The sequence below is a fragment of the Sutcliffiella sp. NC1 genome, assembly GCF_027594365.1.
Lineage (GTDB): Bacteria > Bacillota > Bacilli > Bacillales > Bacillaceae_I > Sutcliffiella > Sutcliffiella cohnii.
Map to the genome: position 1 here is coordinate 4,890,585 of NZ_CP115153.1, position 21,223 is coordinate 4,911,807.

Genomic DNA, 21,223 nt, shown 5'->3' on the forward strand with positions numbered 1-21,223 from the left:
CAAGTGTCTTCCGCTCCGTTCCACTCACGGTTCTATATCTTAAAAGGTAAAATATTGTAGCAATAAGGAGTTTCTATTTTTCATACCCATGGTTCAAGTTTTTCTTGTAATGGTCTACCTCTTATATCAAATACGATAAAGGGTTAAAAAAACCTCCAGCAACTTTTAAAATGCTAGAGGTTTTTACTAATCTATTATCTATATTATCTATTTAAAAATTGTAGTGGATCACGTACAACACCATTTTGATGCACTTCAAAGTGTAAGTGAATTCCAGTAGAGTGACCTGTCGAACCCATTACTCCAATTTGTTGACCTTGAGCTACTGTTTGGCCTTTTGAAACAGAGATCGAAGATAAGTGAGCGTATAGCGTTTTAAGTCCATTTTGATGGTTAATAATAACTTTGTTTCCGAATGCGCCATCATAGCCTGCAAACTCTACTACACCGTTATCAGCTGCTTTAATCGTATAATTGCTCGGTCTAGCAATATCAATTCCGTTATGCATTCGTCCCCATCTATAACCCATTTTACTAGAAATGTACCCTCCAGAAGCTGGCCATGCTAGTGTCCCGTTTCCTCTAGAAGGGATAACTTTCGTACCTTTTAAAACGATTTGGTCAACAGCTTCTTTTGTTACCTTCTCTTCTTTAATTTCAGTACTAACTGTTTTCCCATTTTCTAACGTTACAACCGAATGGATAGACTTTTCTCCATTCTCTCCTTTTTGTTTCACTTTCGTTTCACCTTTTAACATATTGCTATCTTCTTCTACTTGCTGTTTATATGGAACTTCTTCTGTAACACGCATTTCCTTCATTACAACAATATGTATAAATGGTTTAAAAGCTGTAACATTTAACTCATCACCAATACGTAATAAAGAGTCTTCAGAAATATCATTATTAAGATCTAATAGCTCTGCAGTAGTTAAACCATGATCTTGAGCAATAGAACCTAATACATCACCTGCTGCTACTTCATACGTTTGTTCTTCGAGTGTACCTTTTTTCAAGTACGTAACAGCCTCTTCTGTAGATAATATTTCTTTTGGCAAAATTTCTTTTGATAAAACTGAAACTTTTTCTGTCATTACTACGTCTAATAAACGAGTTTCATTTTCTTGAAGTTTAGGTAGTTCCTCTTCAAGTGATTTTCTTAATTCCAATTCTTGTAGTTCTTCCTCTGATACGAAGTCAAGCTTTAGTTGTTTTATCACTTCTTCCGCTACTTCTTCAGACGCTAAATAAACGATTGGCTCACCGTCAATAACAATAGCAGAAGCATTAGCCTTTACTTCTACTTGATCTACTGCTTTTTTTACAGTACTTTCATTTTCCGCATTCGGTCGGAATGTAGTTTCTGGAATAAAGGAAACTTGATTTCCAATCGTTAATTCTAGCTGTTTAAAATTCTTCTGTTCTGCATCGATTTTTGAATCTAATGCATTCTCAAGAATAGAAGTATCGTCAACAGAACCAATACGCTCACCGTTCACATAAACGTGATATATAGTTCCTATAGAACTTTGGCTAGCGTGAGCAGTGTAAACACCTAATGTTAATGTAGCTACCGCTACTGTTGAAATAACACCTTTTTTTGCTATGTTTATTAGTTTATAGTCGATTGGCTTTATATTATTAAGTTTTTTTCGGTATGTATTGTATAAAGTTTTGATATGGCTGATCATGGTATTTCCCCCTGATATCCAATAATCTTTTAAGATAGGTCTTTTATACCTATCATTATTTTTTCTGACTTTACTAACATACCATATTTTAATAAAAAAGTAGAATAGTTGGATGAAAGATGTAACATAAATGTATTATTAGTGTCATATTTGCCCGTTTTTTGAAACATTTTTGTACAAAATGCTTCTATTTTACCTAGTAAAGACTACTTATCCTCTATATTTATCAATCTTTCCATTTATATTAACCTTTTGTTTTTAACTTGCATGTCTACCTATAATTTTTTTAATCCTTTTATTACCAGTCCCTTTAAATAAAAAAGAAAACACACTAACCGATTATAGTTAGTGTGTTTTTATAAGTGGCTCGGGACGGAATCGAACCGCCGACACATGGATTTTCAGTCCATTGCTCTACCGACTGAGCTACCGAGCCATATTATTATATAAAGGCCTAAACCTTATTTACTTGTCCATTGTACACTTCTCAAGTCACTTAATCAAGATGCAATGTATATGTAAATGGCGGTCCCGACGGGAATCGAACCCGCGATCTCCTGCGTGACAGGCAGGCATGTTAACCGCTACACCACGGGACCTCTTAATAATCTCTTTTATCGCTTTATTGCACATTATGTATATAATGGTGACCCGTACGGGATTCGAACCCGTGTTACCGCCGTGAAAGGGCGGTGTCTTAACCGCTTGACCAACGGGCCATTTCAATGGTGTGCCATGAAGGACTCGAACCTTCGACCCTCTGATTAAAAGTCAGATGCTCTACCGACTGAGCTAATGGCACATAAAATAAATACTGCCTAAATATTTATACTTTTGTTAGTTTGCGACCTTTTCGAGGAAGCTTTTCCTTTTGTCGTCCATGCCTCAGGATGATTATTCAAGAAGCATCTCGGCATGTACGCTGAAGCATATGCTTCGTAGCTTATTCCGACGTGCTCTACCGACTGAGCTAATGGCACATAATATCGTAATCTACTGCTTAAATAATGTATCAGCAGCAGCGACGTTTTTTATAATATCATAACTGGGGCAAATAAAGCAATAGTTTTTATAAAAAAATAAACCCCTTTTCTTCAAATAAGAAAAGAGGTTATTTCTATTAAGCATAAACACTACGTACTACATTAGTTTGCGAACGATCTGGACCGACAGAAAAGATCGATAAAGGAATACCTGTTAGTTGTGAAATACGTTCTACATAGTGACGTGCATTTTCAGGAAGTTCTCCTAATGTTTTCACTCCTGTAATATCCTCTGTCCAACCTGGCATTTCTTCGTATACTGGTTCACATTCAGCAAGAATTTTTAAGCTAGCTGGGAATTCTTCCATTACTTTACCTTTATATTTGTATGCTACACAAATTTTCAACGTTTCAATACCTGTTAAAACATCAATAGAATTTAATGATAGGTCAGTAAGACCACTCACACGTCTAGCATGACGTACAACAACACTATCAAACCAGCCAATACGGCGTGGTCTACCAGTCGTTGTTCCGTATTCTCTACCTACTTCACGAATTTGGTCACCGATTTCATCATGTAATTCTGTTGGAAACGGCCCATCCCCTACACGAGTTGTATAAGCTTTTGATACTCCTACAACATGATTGATTTTTGAAGGGCCTACACCTGAACCAATTGTGACGCCACCTGCAACAGGATTGGAGCTTGTTACGAATGGATACGTTCCTTGGTCAATATCTAACATTACTCCTTGTGCACCCTCAAAAAGAACACGACGGCCTTCATCTAGTGCATCATTTAATACGACTGATGTATCACAAACATATTTTGCAAACTGTTGTCCATACTCATAATACTCATCTAAAATATCTTCTTTTTGGAAGCCTTTTGTTTCATACATTCTTTCTAATAAGCGATTTTTTTCTTCTAAGTTACGTGTTAGTTTTTCTTCAAATGTTTCGCGGTCTAGAAGGTCTGCAATACGAATACCGATACGTGCTGCTTTATCCATATAAGCAGGTCCTATTCCTTTTTTCGTTGTACCAATTTTGTTTGCACCTTTACGCTCTTCTTCTACTTCATCTTGTTTTAAATGATACGGTAAGATAACGTGTGCTCTATTACTAATCCGTAAGTTATCGGTACTGATTCCACGGTCGTGTAAATATTTCAATTCTTGGATTAGTGCCTTCGGGTCAACTACCATTCCGTTTCCGATGACACATATTTTATTATAATAAAAAATACCTGATGGAATTAAATGTAGTTTGTATGTTTCACCATTAAATTTAATCGTATGTCCAGCATTGTTACCACCTTGATAACGTGCAATTACTTCTGCATTTTCAGAAAGAAAATCTGTAATTTTCCCTTTACCTTCATCGCCCCACTGTGTTCCTACTACGACTACTGATGCCATAGATCGTACACCTCCACTTTATGTAGACTATACTTTTCATTGAAACATTCATTAGTTTATCAATATTTTACGTTCAAGTCAAACAAAACACGAACGATATTTTAGTATTTTCATATATTCGTTCGTAATATTTTACAAGAAAGAAAAAACACCTATTAATAATAGGTGTTATGCCCCTGATGGGATTGCTTCATCATCAAATCGCCGCTCTAAATTAACGAACTTATTATATTCTTTTACGAATGCTAGCGATACTGTACCAACTGGACCGTTACGTTGCTTCGCGATAATAATTTCAATAATATTTTTATTTTCACTTTCCTTATCATAATAATCGTCACGATATAAGAAAGCTACAATGTCAGCATCCTGCTCAATACTTCCAGATTCACGAATGTCAGACATCATTGGACGTTTATCTTGACGTTGCTCTACGCCACGTGATAACTGCGATAATGCAATGACAGGTACTTTTAATTCACGAGCTAATGCCTTTAATGAACGAGAAATTTCTGATACTTCCTGCTGACGGTTTTCTCCGCCATTTCGACCACTACCTTGTATAAGTTGTAGATAGTCAATTAAAATCATCCCTAATCCATTTTCCTGTGCAAGACGACGACATTTAGAACGAATTTCACTAACTCGAATACCAGGTGTATCATCAATGTATATACCAGCATTTGATAAGCTACCCATTGCCATCGTAAGTTTTCCCCAGTCCTCTGTCGTTAGCTGGCCTGTACGTAAGTTTTGGGCATTTATATTTCCTTCTGCACAAAGCATCCTCATTACAAGCTGGTCTGCTCCCATCTCTAAACTAAAGATAGCAACATTTTCCCTTGCTTTTACCGCTACGTTTTGCGCAATATTTAGGGCAAATGCTGTTTTACCAACGGAAGGACGTGCTGCTACAATAATTAAATCATTTCGCTGGAAACCCGCTGTCATTCTGTCTAATTCGGAGAAACCAGTAGGAATACCTGTCACTTCTCCTTTTTGATTATGCATTGCCTCTATATTATCGTAAGCTTGTACGAGTACATCTTTTATATTTTTAAAAACACCTGCATTTTTTCGTTGTGATACTTCTAATATTTGCTTTTCTGCCTCATTCAATAAACCAGCTACTTCATCTTCTCTTGCATAACCTTCCTGAGCGATGTTTGTTGCTGTACGAATTAAACGGCGTAAAATAGATTTTTCTTCTACAATTTTTGCGTAATATTCAATGTTTGCCGCAGTCGGAACCGCATTTGCTAAGTCACTTAAATACGAGACTCCACCAATTTCTTCTAATATCTTTTGGTCCGCTAAGCTAGCAGTAACTGTTACTAAATCTATCGGTTCGCCTTGGTCAGATAATGTAAGCATCGTATCAAATATTTTTTGATGTGCTGCTCGATAAAAATCATCTGGTAATAATAGCTCAGAAGCTAGGGTTAAAGAGCTTGGTTCAAAAAATATTGCACCTAATACTGCCTGTTCGGCCTCAATATTTTGTGGTGGTATTCTATCTGCAAACAGGTCACTCATCTCTTTTGATTCCTCCCTTTCCTCTCCTAAACTAGTATTCTATTTATGTTTTATTTCAAAATTTTTTCATAGAAAGCGAAAGAAAACTCGGCTTATTGCCGAGCTTCTCACTACTTAAAGCCTATCACGAATTGTAGTTTCATTCAATGTTAATTACTTCTTATTTCTGTTCCGTTACATGTACTTTTAAAGTTGCTGTTACTTCTGTGTGTAATTTAATTGGCACATTCGTGTAACCTAATGCACGAATTGCATCATCTAGTTCCATCTTTCGTTTGTCTATTTTTGTTTTATGTTTTTTATTAAGCTCTTCGGCAATTTGCTTTGTCGTAATGGAACCGAAAAGGCGTCCACCTTCTCCAGCTTTTGTTTGAAATTGTAAAGTTATTTTTTCTAATTTTTCTTTTAGCTTCTTAGCTTCTGCTAATTCGTTTGCAGCATCTTTCGCTTCTTTATTTTTTTGCGCTTCTAAAGATTTTAAATTAGCAGGAGTTGCTTCTAAAGCTAAACCTTGCTTTAATAAAAAGTTTTGCGCATATCCATCTGCAACGTTTTTTACTTCACCTTTTTTCCCTCTACCTTTTACATCTTTTAAAAATATTACCTTCATTCCTCTTTAGTACCTCCTTCAAAACATTGGTCTATTGCTTGCTGTAGTAATTTCTCAGCCTCTTCTAAAGACATCTGTAGCTGTGTGGCAGCGTTTGTTAAATGCCCGCCACCCTGAAGATTTTCCATAATAATTTGAACGTTCATATCACCTAATGATCGTGCACTAATTCCAACCTCTTCTGCTCCACGTTTAGCCAATACAAATGAAGTATGAATATCACTCATTGATAATAACGTATCTGCGGCCTGAGCGATTAAAATTTGGTCCACTACCGCCTCGTCTGTTCCTTTGGCAATAACAATTCCATCCCTATACACATAGGCGCTTTCAATTAACTTTGCACGTTTCACATAGTTGTCTAAGTCTTCCTTTAACAACTTTTGCACTAAAATCGTATCTGCACCTTGAGTTCGAAGATAGGATGCAGCATCAAACGTTCTTGAGCCCGTTCTTACGGTAAAGCTTTTCGTATCAACCATAATACCAGCTAATAATGCTGTCGCTTCAATCATTGAGATCTTGGAACGTTTTGGCTGGTATTGGATAAGCTCCGTTACTAGTTCTGCTGTAGAGGAAGCGTACGGCTCCATATAGACAAGTAGTGGATCTTCAATAAAATCCTCCCCGCGTCGATGATGATCAATGACAACCACTTTATCAAGCTTATTTAACACTTTTTCATCTATTACCAATGATGGTTTATGAGTATCTACAACTACTAATAACGTATCCTGTGATGAAATTTCATAAGCTTCTTCAGGAGTAACGATACGATCCCAAAGTGATTCATGTTCTTTCATTACTTCTAAAAGGCGACGAATCCCCACATCAATTTCTTGATGATTTAAAATAATATAGGCTTCTTTTTGGTTTAATTGAGCAACTTTCGCAATTCCTATTGCAGCTCCAATCGCATCCATATCCGGATAGCGGTGCCCCATTATTAACACTTTATCACTATCATTAATAATCTCTTTTAATGCATGAGAGATAACTCTAGCTCTTACACGTGTTCGTTTTTCTACTGGATTTGTTTTTCCACCGTAAAAGCGAACTTTACCATTCGTTTGTTTTATGGCAACTTGGTCTCCACCCCGACCTAATGCTAAGTCTAAGCTCGATTGCGCCAACTGACCTAACTCTGGCAATGATGGGACACCTGTTCCAATTCCAATACTCAATGTTAATGGTAAGCTTTGCTTAGATGTTTGTTCTCGCATTTCATCTAATATAGAAAATTTACTTTTCTCTAATTTACTTAAAATATGTTTGTTAAAAATGGAAATATAGCGCTCAGCGGATACTCTTTTTAAGTATACTCCATTTTCAAGTGCCCACTTATTTAATATTGACGTTACTTGGCTATTTAACGACCCTCTAGATTGATCATCCATGCCTTGCGTTACTTCATCGTAATTATCCAAAAAGATTGTTCCAATAACAGTCCGCTCATCTTCATAAAGACGTTCTATTTGAACTTGTTCTGTTACGTCAAAGAAGTATAATAATCTTTCTTCTCTTTTGAGCACTATTTTGTATTTTCTATCAAAAATAGAAATAATCTCATTATCCTTTTCCTGCTGTTTTAGAAAAGGAATTAAATCATCAGCAACCTCGTATAACGAGCGACCAATTAACGTGTCTTCTTGGTAGCTAGAGGCTATAAAAGGATTTGCCCACTCTATTTGATAATCATCGTTAAACAGCATGATTCCAATTGGCATCTCCATTAATGCTTCTTCGCCTACTTTTTTAAGACGGTAAGATAAAGTGGATATGTATTTTTCGACTTCTTGTTTAGAAGCTGCTTCTACTTTTACGTAATAATAAACAACTAAACCGAGAAGAATAAATCCTCCTATCCCAATTAGCCATTGGAAAAACATAAGCGCAATGTTTAAACAAGCCGCTAAAGCTAACAACGTATAGAAAGGATGCCTAAAGCGCTGTATTTCTAAGTTATTAGGCATTAATTTTCAGCTCCTAGTTTCCAATTTACTTACCAGCTAAACGTTTCCTTAACTCAAACCCAATATCAATGATACCTACCATTCTTATTATATAAAGGATAGGTGGAACAAGGAAAGAGGTAATAACAATTATAATTGGAATTGCTTTAGCCCATCGTTTAATATGCGCTAAGAAGAAGAGGAAAGAAAATCCTTGTACTGTCATCGCTAACATTAGTATGTACATTAAGTTTAATGTTGCTAAATGCAGCATTGACCCTTCTTCCATTTGCATAAAAGAAAATAGCAGAACTACTAAATAATACCACAATAAACTTTTTGGTAATACTAACTCCCTAAACGGAGGAAAGAAAGGTACTTCATACTTCATCCTTCTTAAAAAGAAAGCAGATAACCATTGAGAAATAAATGCAAAGGCAATTGAAGTCGTAACTAGCAAGGATGGTAGTAAATATAAGAACATCGTTGTCATTTCTTCAATTCTTGTTATTACTTCGTCCATTTGTTCTTGCCCCACAACTGCTAGCATACTTTCAACCATTTGGATCGACTCGTTTGTAGTCGTACTAATAATTTCTGTAATGTTGAGCTCAAATAGAACCATCGTTAAGACGTAGAATATAAGAAAGTTCGCTAAATAAACACCGGTTGTAACACCTAACACTTTATATCTACTTGCTTTTTGACTATATAGATGTCCTATTGCAATTCCAGCTGTACTTGTAGGTAAGCTTATCATTAAAGCAATTGGTGACCCGAAAAGAATCGCTAGTATGTTAGCTAACACGACAACACCTAATGAGTGCTTCCACCCATATTTATTCGCATAAAAAACAAACGGTAACACCATTGCAATCATTGTTATGGTGCCAATTATAGGTATGTAAATGGTAATAAGTAAAAGGACTACATATATAGCTAAAAGAATAGCACCCTCTGTTAATCTTTTTGTTCCATTCATCTATTTTTCTATCCTCCTTATTAACTACTTACTATTTTACCCTAAAATAAAAGGAACATATGTTACTTTTGCTTATAAGAGGATAAATTCGCTAAATAACTAAACTGTAAAAAAGAAGGCAGCAAGATTATCTCTCACTGCCTCCTCTTTATTTATTATTCACCAACAACGTATGGTAATAAAGCCATTTGACGAGCGCGTTTGATCGCGATCGTTAATTTACGTTGGTATTTAGCGCTAGTACCTGTCACACGACGAGGTAAAATTTTTCCACGCTCAGATACAAATTTCTTTAACACATCAATATCTTTGTAATCGATATGAGTGATACCGTTAGCTGTGAAATAACAAACTTTACGACGTTTGTTACGTCCGCCTCTGCGTCCTCCCATTGCCATATTCATTTCCCTCCTTTATTCTTTATTCCGTATTAGAATGGTAATTATGATAACCAAAACCATGTAAATCCTTATTATCACAATCAATATGGATTAATAATCAGAAATGTGTGTAATTCAAGGCTGATTGTCAAGTCTACCCTTATCCCAGAAAGCTTACATTTCACGACGATAATGTTCTTACCTTTTTGACATAATCTAGAGACGGAGGCAGTTTTATTTAGTTTTCAATGAACTTAATTTTGTTAATCATAATTTTTTTCTTTTAAGTTTGTGACTTTTAAAGTAGCCTGAGAATATAGTTTTTCTTCTATCTCTGTTATTTCCCGTTTTAATTTAAGCACCATATCAGTAAGTTGTGCATTTTGTTCAAGGAGCTCCATCTTTTCTTGCTTTAAATCTTTGATTTGTGTTCGCATTTTGTCAATTCTAACTGTTTGGGTCATTGACCCTTTAGTAAGTGATGGCTTTTCGTCTTTTGCTTTCTTCTTATCCGCTATCAAGTTAATAGCTTCATCGATCATTGCCTTTAAGTCTAGACGGTTATATATCGTTTTATTGGATACATTAGCTTCCCTAGCAACAGCGCTAATAGTTAACTTCTTTTTGCTTTTCTTGAGCTTATTTAGAGCCTCTGTTATCTTCTGAGTAGTCGCATCTCTTTTCAAAGTTGCGGCTTTTTCTATTGCTCCAGCCATATTAAGTTTTTTATTCATCTCGCGCCACCGCCACTTCTAACATCGCTTCCCGAAATTCTTTCTTGGCCATTTTTTTTTGTAATTCTAGAATATATTTTTCAAGCTTACCCTTTTGGTATTGGAGTTTGGTACTATAAATACCTTCGCCATTCCTTTGGGATTGAAGTTCTTGATTTACCTTATCCAACCGTTTTTCATATATCGGCAAATGTTTTGAAGATGCTAAGAAATTTGTACATCCTAAGCAGGCTCCGTCTTGAGCACATGGTTCGCCACGCATTGGATGATGCAAACACATACCATGTGGTAAAAGCTCTATTTTTAACGCTCTTCTCATTTTGTCAACATTCTCAGTGGTTAACCCTTTAAATGGGTTTTGGTCGCCTTCTAATGACTCAAGAACCACCTTATTTGTAGAAGTTACTGGTACTTCTCCTGAAAGAATCTCTTTTACAACCTCTTGTTTTTCTTCACTACTATGATCATAAGTTTCTGTCATTGATAGTGACTTATGGTTTAGAATTTCTGCAACATCATGGATTTTCATCCCACCCTTAAGAGCGTATGTTGCGAAAACATGTCTAAAATAATGACTTGTAAGCTTTAAGGCTTTTCCATACTCGTCACGAATATCATGTTTTTCAATAAAAGGTTTTAAGCGATTTTTAGTCCAATTAGAAAAACTAGCAATACAAATTGGGAAGCCTTTTTGGTTCCTATTCCTCGTTAGGAATAAATAGGGCAATCCTGATTCAATCCGTAAAGGTTCAGCGTACTTTTCTAAGTAATCTATGGTTTTAACTACTATTTCGTTAGCTGGCAAGAATACTTCAACAGGTGACTTGTCTACCTTAGTGGTTGTCAGTAAAAGATGAGCCACACCATTAATTGTCTTTATACAATTTGTTTTGATTGATAAAAACTCGTTAATTCTAGGTCCTAATTGTGTAGTAAGAAGAATACTTGCTGCTGTTAATACATCTTCATTTTTTTTCAGTGATTCATTTGAAATACTTATTAAGTTATCAATTATTACATTACTTGGCAAAACCTTATTAGTCTTTCCAAATTTCGTACCTTCTTTTATTCCTTTATTCTCAATAATCATTATTTGATACATTGACTTTACGTGTTTAGATTCTTTCGGAACTTCCCATCCTCTAATTGAACCACGTATTAGAAGTTCCTGCACGACCTGAGCAGCCTTTTTACGCGATACAGCTGATAGAGGTAAACCTTTAACATTTGTAGATGACAATACATATTCGAAATATTCCTTTAATACTGTTTTATTTAACTCTCTAAGAGATTTTATCTCATGTATTTCTATAAAGTCCCTAAGTTGCTTGAAGCTGTCTAGCTTTCTTCTGACAGAATTGAAGCCATTCATTAATAGCTCACTTGCAATATAGTGCTTAACACTATTACGAATGGAATTACTATAGAAAACAGTGAAGTTTAATTGAAACTTTTTATCATTCCAAGTAGGTTTATCGAGAAAGCCTTTAAAATCCCATATATTTTCAGAGAATTTATTATTTCCACATTGATAGTCTCTTTCTGGTTGTTTTGGATCATAGTCAGTTAGTTTACCTAAAACTGATAGATTTTTAGCTGTCATACAGGCATACCTCCTATACTCGACTGAATGGCCTCTAGTTGAGTAATTATATCTTTTAGGGCTTTCTCAGTTTCATTTAAAAGGTAGTCTGTACCTAAGAGGTTTTCCTCCAAATACCTTTGTTTATCGGCCTTTATCCTAAATAAGTGATCTTTGTGAATCTCTAAGAATTCTGGTGTCGTAATAAACTTAGGACAAAACAGGCAAGCATTGGGTTTCTTACAATCAATCACTGTTTCTTTTATAGGTCTTGCGCAAATACCATCAGGTAGTTGAGCCATTAATCGCTGTTTCTCGTTAATTTCACTTTCGTCTTTATCTGTTATCTTTGATATGTCTTCAACTATTTTTCCAATAAACCCTAGTTTTTTATACTCAGAAGCTAATCGGTCCTTGCGAACCTTAGCATACAATCTTGTTGAATGACTAGAATCGTGACCTAAATACTGCATTACCTCGCTCATACTCATATCGCCATTTATAAGTTCAGTCCCTAAATTATGACGGAATTGATGGTATGTGAAGTGCACTTCTATCCCATATTTTTTACTAAACTTATGAAGCTGATCACGCGCTTCATATTGGGTCAGATAATCAACTCTTCTCTTATTAGGAGTTTTTCTGTAGAATTCCCATACAAAAATGGATTTAATACTGTTTAGTTCCCTATCTTTCCTTGTTATTTCTGCAACTTTCCTTAATGCTTTCACAACTTTGCTATTAACAGGAATATAACGATCAGTATGAGTTTTGGTACTTCTAACCTCTAGAAGTGGTTTTCCTGTTAGGTCCTTAGTCATGAAACTTTCTTCATGTAATAGTGCTTCATGCAGTCGCATTCCAGTTTGTCGTATCAAGGTTATTAAGCCCCATACTACGATTTCGTTTATTGACTTCATTACGAAATGTTGTTTATCAAGCGCTTCATCTATTTGTGTCATAGTTCGATCATCAATCAACATTGATTTTAATGTGTCGGATGTTTGGAGGGTTCTGCGCTCTGTACCATCAAACAGATCTATTTTAGGGAATTTTTCCCACCCTAAAATTTGACCGAATCTCAAGTGATGTTTTAATGAAGCAAACTTTACATTCCTAGTTGATGGTGAAGTAAATGTCATTAATAAATAATGTACATACTCTTCGATAATCTTCGGATTCAAATCTTCAAATGTGTCTACAGAATAATTACCCTCTTTTAAGAAAGTAAAGAAAGGTACAAGGCCAGAGTGATACCTATGGATAGTCCCATAAGAAAGTTTGCCAATAGTGAATGCTTCTTGAGTAATCTTCTTAATAGTATGCCTAAACCAACTATTTGGAAGGTACTGAAAATCAAATGTATATGGGTTTAAGTTATTACCTGCGCTTACACTCCAACGATTTTCTGAGAATTTTATCAAAGGGGAAATTTTCATAATTATAACTCACCGCCTTTATATTGCGTTAGGAAGCGCTCATAAGATGTGGAAAGTGTTTCATGTGAAATGTGAGTATATTTATCAGTAGTGTTTATATTACCGTGGCCAACCCTTTCTTTCACTATATTAATGTCTATTCCTGCTTCAATTAAATTTGTAACGTGAGTGTGTCTCAATGCATGTGGTGTTACTTTATTTCTATAAAGATCAGAAGCCACATAAACCTTTCTGAACCATTTTTCCATTGAGGCCCTACTTGGAGGTTCACCTTCAGACTCACCGCTAGAGTGAGTAACGAAGATGTATTCACATCCTTCTTTCATTGGCCGATGAAACATCACATATTCATCAATTTCTTTAAGCAGCGCATTAGATACTGCGATAACTCTTTCACCAGTTTTTAATCGCCTATCTAGGTCCTCTTCATCCTCTTCTCTAAACACAAGATATATATTACCAGTTTTAGAAAACGGGTCTGGTAAATCATAATCCGAAACTCTCAAATGGAGTAATTCTCCAATTCTCATACCTGTTTCATATAACACTTTGAATATTAGTTGGTTCCTAACTTTCAATGATTCATTATCTGAGTAAAGTTCACCTATAACGTCATAAAATTTCTTGGCTTCATGTTGGTATAGTCTTTTTTTATCGATTTTCTTATGCTTTTTACGACTGAAAAAACTATATACTGAACTATTCCAATCCTTTACTACGTGACGAAGATAGCCTCTATTAGCATCATTAAAGAAATTCTTTCTCTTCTTGTATGTTGAATCAATAGTAAACCCACCAATCACTTCAAAGTATTCATAAAATGAGCTCAGTGTGGCAAGGTATCTATTTAGTGTTGCTGGAGATACCCTACCTTTAGGACTTTTTGAATCAATATGAGCTATAAAACTTGTCATATGTCTGGGTTGAACTTCAAATACTTCTAACTCTCCTATTTCCATCCATTCGTAAAAGACTTTCAAATCTCTAACATAACTTCTAATAGTGTTAGGTGAATACTCTTTACCGTTTAAATAATTCGTAAAATCTAAGACCTCTGGGATAATCCTCATTTTAGAATCTACTAAAACTATAGAGGTTAAAGTCTTTTCGATTTTCACAATCTCCCCACCCTAATATGAATTAAGATAGAGTGCTGATGAAGGACATAAGGTTCAAGGCCCTCAAAAAACAGCCTCAGTCTTTAAATTATTTCACATTCATTGTATTATACATATGATAACATGTAATCCTTATAATATTAGGATTTTCAACTGAATTATATAGAAATTTTTTTATAATCCAAAGCAGTTAAAATAAAAATTCATTAGCAAACTACCAATTTACACAAGAATGTAACAATGAATTGCAATTGTAGAACCTATACTTTAGTAAAGCAGAACTAGTCGTGGGGATTGACGCTACAATTAGCCAAACTATATAGTGGTTAATAAGCTCTAGGGTCCGTACCCGAGTATAGAGGCAGTAGTAGTAGATTCAGAGAAGTTTATACAAGGAAGAATATACTCCAAATAATACTTAATATTTGGATAGCTAATGTTGGTAATGCAAGGTGCAAATCATTAGCAAAGGAATCGAATTACTATGAAAATCTATATATTTCCAGTTTGTAGTCGATGTCGAATCCTATGGAAAGCAATATTTCATTCTTATCATTTGACTAGAATATCAAAAGACTATTTTACAAAAATTTATTTAGATGTTAAAAAAATCCTAGAACCGTATTGGCTCTAGGATTTTTTTGTATGTTCTGAGAGGGATTCGAACCCCCGACCCCTACCCTGTCAAGGTAGTAAACTAATTCTGAACAAGTTTGATTAGTTTCGATTTACCCTTATTGTACTAGTGTGAGTGCAAAGTACTTATGATTATTTTTATTACTTTTTGAAGGTTGTTGACCAATCTCGTCAACAATTCGTCAACAAGTAATATTAATAAGGATTTTGTAGTATACAATATTTATTACCTGACAAATCTTATTTAGTATTTATAAAGGCATATGCATTATAAGAGTAAGCAGTTTGGTTATAGTGATTTTATTAAAAATCCATTTGATAATTTAAGCCAATTTATATTACCCTTCCATTTTCCCTTTAAACAGACTGTGTCAAGATCATATTATTCAAGTGAGGTGCAGAAGACCCACCTTTCAATCAGTATTTTTTACGCTCTTTCAATTCATCCATATACACAACTTCATGTTTATTGTTTTATCTATGCTATTATGGCTTCTTTACACATTATTTTTACATTTCTAGACAGCTTCATAATAAAGAAAGTCAATTTTATTAAAGAGCTTTACCAATTTCTCTTTGTAAGGAAGTAAGCATTAACTACTTATGTACATATACAAGTCCTGTATTTTGTAATTCAGTCCATCCCTCTCATTTTTACCGAGCATAAAAATTAGTCATGCCATATTTAAAGAATGAACATTAAGGTTGAATCAATTTATAAACTTAATTAAAATTTTCCCAATAGTATAACTCATCATCCCCATCATAACCAATTATTCTTTGTGGAGACTCTGTGTAGCCTTTGTTAACATGCATAAAAGTATTTTGCGTATCATCTAACTTAATTATTATATAATCCGCATTTGGATAAAAAATATGTATGGAATCTATATTTGTATCATTTATAGTTCCACCTATTATTTTATAATTTCTAATAACTTCACCGTTAATAGATCCTACTAGTTCGTTAGTAACAATTTTATCAGTTTTATTTAAGTTTCTATTTAGAAAAAAATCTTCTAGATTATAATTTTCATTGTTAAAGGTTGCATACATAAAACCAGTATATTCGTTTTCTTCTAATGTAAAAGAGACAAAAACGTCTTCGTCCTCTATAATTGTTTCCGTAATAATAATACTTTCTGCATCTCTAGTATAAAAAGTCGTTAATCCTTTTGAGACAAGTTTCTCTATTGAATTGCTGGTTATGGAACCTTCCAAACTCACGAAATTTTTGGCTTCTATAATTTCTAGGTCTTTATTATTAGTTACACTTGTCTTTGGTGTTGATTCAATAATAAAATAAATACCTATAAGAACAATAACTAAAGCACCGACTAGAAAGAGCTTTTTTTTATTCATCTTAACCTCCTAATTTCTAAATGTACAAGTTAAATCTAACTTATCGACGTTAAGAAGATTAATTGTTTTATTAAATCCTCTCCACCTGCCGATATAAACTGTACTATTTTCCTTAATATTTTGTTCAATTTCCTCAGGAGTTATGGATTGACAGTTCGACTTCAAAATAGCTGCAAAAGATGTAATAATTGGGGTCGCTATTGAAGTTCCTGAATATTCAGTTATAACCTCCGGTTCTCTATCAAGAGTTTTGATATTTTCCCCTGGAGCAAAAATGTCTACTAAATTGTTTACGGTTGTAGCTTGTATAATATCCATATCATTATTTAGTGCACCCACGGAAATCACACCTGGTAGTTCATAAGCTGCTGGATAATAAAGTGAATTATCACCACTATTGCCAGAAGAGCAGATAATTGTTACACCTTCTTTTATAGCAGATTTCACACTATTATACAATTGGGGGTCGTTTACTGAAGTACTAAGGCTAATATTTATTATATCTACACCAGCTTCTACTAATTTATCTATACCCAAGGAAAGGTTAGTAGTAGTTAATTGGTTTGAGGGTACATTGTATGCATATAACATTACACCGGGAAGTAATCCTTCGTATGAGTTAGATGAAGTCTTATATGCACCAATCATACCCATAACCCCTACACCATGAGAAAGTTCATCATTTTTATTATAATCATTTAGCATATATATATTTAAATTAGGGTGTTCAAATATCCCTGTGTCTAAAATTCCAATTTTAACTTGAGATATATAATCCTCATTAAAAGTTTCAATGTAATAATCTGCGTTGACTTGAGCTAGCAATGTACTTTGATAACTCAAATCCCTATCAACAAATTCCTTAGGTTTTTCAATTTTTAGCATTAGTAAAGTAATAAAAATAATTGCAAGAATAAAAATTAATAAGTATAAGTTAGTGAATGTAATAATTTTCTGCATAACAATATCAAGAGATCCTAATATTAGGATCTCTTGGGTCCCTCCTATCTAAATTGGGCTGCGTATGCATTGACAGCACCTTGACCATTCGCTTCGATAATTACAAATTGATGCCAAGTATTCCCTGGACTTGCTGAAATACTAAGGGGACCGTAGGTTGCAGTAAATGAGGTGGATGTTTTAAATCTAACTCTTGTGTAACCTTGAATATAGGTATTATAGTAAGCTCTACTTCCTTGTGTGTTTGAGAGCCATTCATCATCTACAGTTATCAAACCACCAGATGAGGATGCCCCATCATCACTTATAACATCAGCTACCCAACCAGTATAATCCGGTGAGAGATGTCTAATCCTATATTTAAATACATCATTTATTTTAGCGAAATGGGTAGAACTTTTATACTCCCATTGAGCTGTTCTTCCGTGGGAAGTTGCCGTACTATTTGTACTACCACCAAAACGATAATAAGAACTCCCCCAAGGACCCGTATGATATGTATTCGGCTCAACATTATTTTCATTATCTTCATCATTTTCTACAGAGCCTGTTAAAGTTGCTTTAACAGTACTTCCATCTGGATATTTAATTTCAACCTTTTGACCAACAACTTCTCCATTTTCTATTACATCAATATATTGTTCATTATTGAATGCTTGGTTTAAATCATCATTGCCCTCTAACCAACCCATGTTGTCACCGTATGCCTTCTTAAGAGCAGCTAAATCTAAACCTAAAATTCTTTCTCTAAATTCATTAGGAGAGCTTCTTACAAAGTCATTACTCACTTCAGGAATGTTTTCATCATCTAAATCTATTAGAATACCAGCTTTTTCAATCTCAGAAACCATTAATTCTAATTTCGCATAATATTGTGCATCTTTTTGTGATAATCCTTCACCAATGAACTTTTCTACTAATTGTTTTTTAGTTTGACCTTTATTATTTTTTGCTTTCTCGTAATCTATACCCTTTTCCTTAAAGGCATTAAATTCTGCATTTGAATTTTGTGGTTTCGCTTGTACAAAATCCATCTCACTGAAAAACAGTGTAAAAATAACCATAAAAATTACTGATAAAGATAACCTTTTTTTCATATTAAACTCCTTTTTAAAAATTATTTTAAATATATTATAGAAATAACTTTAAATTATTTCTATTCTGAAAATTAACAGGCGCCTAATGAACACATTAACACTGTTCGACACCAAAAACAACCATAAAATACTATTTTTGTATTTTTTTATTATTTAGTATTTTATTGCTATGTAGTCACAACTTTCCATATCTCTTTACTAATTAATTCTAATATAGAGGATTAATCATAAAATAAGAGGACCTCCCAAGTTAGAGGTCCTTTTTCCCTTAACTTAAAATTGTATAGAGAACGTGTAACCCTCTACCATAATTCCAAGATAGAGAAACTTTACCTAAACATCTTAACAAAATCAGTTTTTTCTCTGCGTATTTATGTTTGTCATTCTTGTTTAAAATTGATAGTTTAAGCTGTTGGTACTCACTTCTTGCTAGTTCGTTACTTTTCAAATAATCTCTTAAATTTAATTTTTCAAGTAGATATCTATTTTCTTATTGATAAATATGTATTTGGAACATTTATGGGACGGGAAGTGTTTCAGGGAACAAATTTAAGAGCTACTCTTTAATTTATGGTGGAAGTATATTTACTTTCGAAGATAGAATTGTTGTTGGTTTAAGTTCTAGATTAAATCCCCCTTTCCGCTATGCTAACGATTTTAAGAAATAAACATGGTAGTGACTTCTTAACAACACTAATGTAAGTAGTTGCAGACATACTTTTTCTTATATTTATATCCATACCGTACCCTACCATACCAAACCTCACTGCACCACACCTCACCTCAACATACCACACCGCACCACATTAAATTTTTACTATCTAGTTTCATCCTCCCAAACATGATTTCTCCAGCCAACCTCTATAATACCTTGTTGTAATGCCTTAGCAATCATTCCTTGATGACGTATATCTGCTCTCAGTACATGACACCGTGAGCATAAAGTTCTCAAATTTTCCAATTTATTTGTTCCTAATAATCCAGACTTAATATGATCGATATGACATCTATCAATGGTAATATCTATTTTACATCTCGTACATTTTCGGGAGTCTCTTTCCCAAACTTGAATCCTTCTTTCAGCCCAAAGTTCTTTATCCAATCTTTTCCTCGGCATTTTTTGCACCTACTTCAAATTTTGTAATAATAAACTTACCAAAACCAATGTTTCTTCCATCACCAAAACCAGAAAACCTTCCACCATCTATCAAAATTTGTTCCATCAAATCTATTCCAACTATTGTATTTTCAAATTTAATTGCAAATTCACCCTCCCAGCCTGGATTTAAACATACACGATATCTAATATTTTTACTGCCTCTATTGTTAGTATTGTTCACGCCACGGACATCTATAAACACATCGTCATTTTCTGTCCTTTCCAAGATATTATTAGGCATAAAACGATTTAACAAAATCTTTTCATCGAGTATATCTAATGTAGATGCTACATCCTTTAGATAAGTACCTTTCCCCTTCCTCAACATCTTTGCTCCATTTAATGCACAAGAGAAAGCATAAGAAAATGGTAGATAGAACTGTCCATTCTCTGTTGTTTTAACTGTACTCTTCCATTCTTCAGGATTATTTCCAGCTGTCCCTACTCTCTCTTTTCTACCAATTGCTAGTGCATCGATTGAAAAACAATGATAAAGAAGTGGTTTAATACCTCTAAAGCCTACTTTCGCTTCTATTAATGCCAAAATATATCACTCCATTCAGCGAATATTAATTTCTTATATTAATATTCCATTTTTAGCCTTTTGTATACTATAGTATGAAGACTTATTTTTACATTGCACTAGTATTTAAAGTAATACCATTAGTTTTAATCAAAGGTGGTAATTACTTGAATATTGAAAATAAACTCGGAGAAGTTTTAAGAAAATACAGGAAGAAAATGGGGTTTTCGCAAGAAGAATTAGCTTTTCGCTGTGGATTAGAACGTGTATACATTTCTATGATTGAAAGAGGACAGAGGAAACCTACTGTACATACAATGTTTATTATTTGTAAGGAATTAAGAATTAGACCAAGCGCTTTTTTTAATGAAATAGAAGAGAGTCTTATTGATTTTAAATTCGAAGACTAAAACCCAATATTTTAGATATCTTTCAAGCACCGAGTTCATCATTCTGACTGCGGTCAATATACGAATGGCTTATAAAGCATTTGGCAAAAATTAATCTTTCCTCAAGGTTCCTTATCCAAGACGTATCTAAATCTTTGCTATCTCATTGATAATGTAGCAAGGTAGTTATGTGATTTGTGATTTCTTTCCCTTATATCCTCAATAAGGGAACTTTAGCTCACTCTCCAATCTTTTCCCCTTGTTGGTTGTCGCGGAACTAATTCTGATTGAACTTTACTAATAGCGGGTTGCCGGATAGAATGAAAGCCAAAACGGGAATTTGTAAGGGGCTAAGCGCTGGAGCTAGACCTAATTTAAAAAGAATAGAATTTATCCACATGTTATCTAGATTTATATTTCCCTACGCAAAAAAATACCTTCTAAAGGTCTTAGTTATTACACTTACCTATAACGATTTAGTTCTCCATTATCCATATCATAAACCTTGTCGAACACTCATCCTTGTTAAAACCTTGGTATTAATCATTCTACAAGTAGCGAATACATAATCGTTTTATTAGACATTACATGTATTCGCTACACTTCTAACCATTTATTGTTTTCATTGCTTAAATCAAAGCGCTTTAGAATGCCTGCAGCTACTAA

General features: G+C 34.2%; 17 protein-coding genes and 4 tRNA genes. 1 reads left to right on the top strand and 20 read right to left on the bottom strand.

What is annotated here, in order from left to right; translation table 11 throughout:
• Positions 1-203: 203 nt before the first annotated feature.
• The 20 genes from O1A01_RS25085 to O1A01_RS25180 all read right to left on the bottom strand — a co-directional run bounded on the left by O1A01_RS25085 (position 204) and on the right by O1A01_RS25180 (position 20,189).
• Entirely contained in the window at positions 204-1,691 is a 1,488-nt protein-coding gene (locus O1A01_RS25085) for a M23 family metallopeptidase (protein WP_084380264.1), read from the bottom strand.
• Between the two features lie 363 nt (positions 1,692-2,054).
• Positions 2,055-2,127 (bottom strand) — tRNA-Phe (locus O1A01_RS25090).
• Positions 2,128-2,214: 87 nt separating this feature from the next.
• Positions 2,215-2,290: transfer RNA gene (locus O1A01_RS25095), tRNA-Asp, on the bottom strand.
• A gap of 45 nt (positions 2,291-2,335) precedes the next feature.
• Positions 2,336-2,410 (bottom strand) — tRNA-Glu (locus O1A01_RS25100).
• Between the two features lie 7 nt (positions 2,411-2,417).
• Positions 2,418-2,493: transfer RNA gene (locus tag O1A01_RS25105), tRNA-Lys, on the bottom strand.
• Between the two features lie 318 nt (positions 2,494-2,811).
• Complete coding sequence (locus O1A01_RS25110) at positions 2,812-4,098, bottom strand: adenylosuccinate synthase (protein ID WP_066417495.1); 1,287 nt, start codon at positions 4,096-4,098, stop codon at positions 2,812-2,814.
• A gap of 168 nt (positions 4,099-4,266) precedes the next feature.
• On the bottom strand, positions 4,267-5,634 hold the full coding sequence (gene dnaB / locus O1A01_RS25115) for a replicative DNA helicase (protein WP_066417493.1): 1,368 nt from the start codon (positions 5,632-5,634) through the stop codon (positions 4,267-4,269).
• Between the two features lie 160 nt (positions 5,635-5,794).
• A complete protein-coding gene (gene rplI / locus O1A01_RS25120) occupies positions 5,795-6,244 on the bottom strand; it encodes a 50S ribosomal protein L9 (RefSeq protein ID WP_066417492.1) in 450 nt (149 codons plus the stop codon).
• The gene (locus O1A01_RS25125) at positions 6,241-8,217 is read right to left on the bottom strand and encodes a DHH family phosphoesterase (RefSeq protein WP_066417491.1); all 1,977 of its coding nucleotides are present in this window, start codon (positions 8,215-8,217) and stop codon (positions 6,241-6,243) included. The genes rplI and O1A01_RS25125 overlap by 4 nt, the downstream gene beginning before the upstream one ends.
• 25 nt (positions 8,218-8,242) lie before the next feature.
• A complete protein-coding gene (locus O1A01_RS25130; RefSeq protein ID WP_066417489.1) occupies positions 8,243-9,178 on the bottom strand; it encodes a YybS family protein in 936 nt (311 codons plus the stop codon).
• 155 nt (positions 9,179-9,333) lie between these two features.
• The gene (gene rpsR, locus O1A01_RS25135) at positions 9,334-9,570 is read right to left on the bottom strand and encodes a 30S ribosomal protein S18 (RefSeq protein ID WP_066417506.1); all 237 of its coding nucleotides are present in this window, start codon (positions 9,568-9,570) and stop codon (positions 9,334-9,336) included.
• A gap of 251 nt (positions 9,571-9,821) precedes the next feature.
• The gene (locus tag O1A01_RS25140; RefSeq protein ID WP_270065326.1) at positions 9,822-10,292 is read right to left on the bottom strand and encodes a DUF6262 family protein; all 471 of its coding nucleotides are present in this window, start codon (positions 10,290-10,292) and stop codon (positions 9,822-9,824) included.
• Positions 10,285-11,895, bottom strand: a complete 1,611-nt coding sequence (locus O1A01_RS25145) for a tyrosine-type recombinase/integrase (RefSeq protein WP_270065327.1) — start codon at positions 11,893-11,895, stop codon at positions 10,285-10,287. Before O1A01_RS25145 ends, O1A01_RS25140 begins: the two co-directional genes overlap by 8 nt.
• Complete coding sequence (locus O1A01_RS25150) at positions 11,892-13,313, bottom strand: tyrosine-type recombinase/integrase (RefSeq protein ID WP_270065328.1); 1,422 nt, start codon at positions 13,311-13,313, stop codon at positions 11,892-11,894. The genes O1A01_RS25145 and O1A01_RS25150 overlap by 4 nt, the downstream gene beginning before the upstream one ends.
• 2 nt (positions 13,314-13,315) lie before the next feature.
• Positions 13,316-14,431 carry a tyrosine-type recombinase/integrase gene (locus tag O1A01_RS25155; protein WP_270065329.1) on the bottom strand — a complete coding sequence of 372 codons (1,116 nt, stop codon included), beginning with the start codon at positions 14,429-14,431 and terminating at the stop codon, positions 13,316-13,318.
• Between the two features lie 1,359 nt (positions 14,432-15,790).
• Positions 15,791-16,429 (bottom strand): hypothetical protein, encoded by a 639-nt coding sequence (locus O1A01_RS25160; protein ID WP_270065330.1) that lies wholly within the window; start codon positions 16,427-16,429, stop codon positions 15,791-15,793.
• Between the two features lie 9 nt (positions 16,430-16,438).
• Complete coding sequence (locus tag O1A01_RS25165; RefSeq protein WP_270065331.1) at positions 16,439-17,389, bottom strand: S8 family peptidase; 951 nt, start codon at positions 17,387-17,389, stop codon at positions 16,439-16,441.
• Between the two features lie 44 nt (positions 17,390-17,433).
• Positions 17,434-18,486 carry a hypothetical protein gene (locus tag O1A01_RS25170; RefSeq protein ID WP_270065332.1) on the bottom strand — a complete coding sequence of 351 codons (1,053 nt, stop codon included), beginning with the start codon at positions 18,484-18,486 and terminating at the stop codon, positions 17,434-17,436.
• Between the two features lie 817 nt (positions 18,487-19,303).
• Positions 19,304-19,603 carry an HNH endonuclease gene (locus O1A01_RS25175; protein WP_270065333.1) on the bottom strand — a complete coding sequence of 100 codons (300 nt, stop codon included), beginning with the start codon at positions 19,601-19,603 and terminating at the stop codon, positions 19,304-19,306.
• Complete coding sequence (locus O1A01_RS25180) at positions 19,581-20,189, bottom strand: hypothetical protein (protein ID WP_270065334.1); 609 nt, start codon at positions 20,187-20,189, stop codon at positions 19,581-19,583. The genes O1A01_RS25175 and O1A01_RS25180 overlap by 23 nt, the downstream gene beginning before the upstream one ends.
• 146 nt (positions 20,190-20,335) lie before the next feature.
• On the opposite strand from O1A01_RS25180, the gene O1A01_RS25185 reads away from it, so the two are divergent.
• Positions 20,336-20,578, top strand: a complete 243-nt coding sequence (locus O1A01_RS25185; protein ID WP_270065335.1) for a helix-turn-helix domain-containing protein — start codon at positions 20,336-20,338, stop codon at positions 20,576-20,578.
• Positions 20,579-21,223 lie beyond the last annotated feature (645 nt).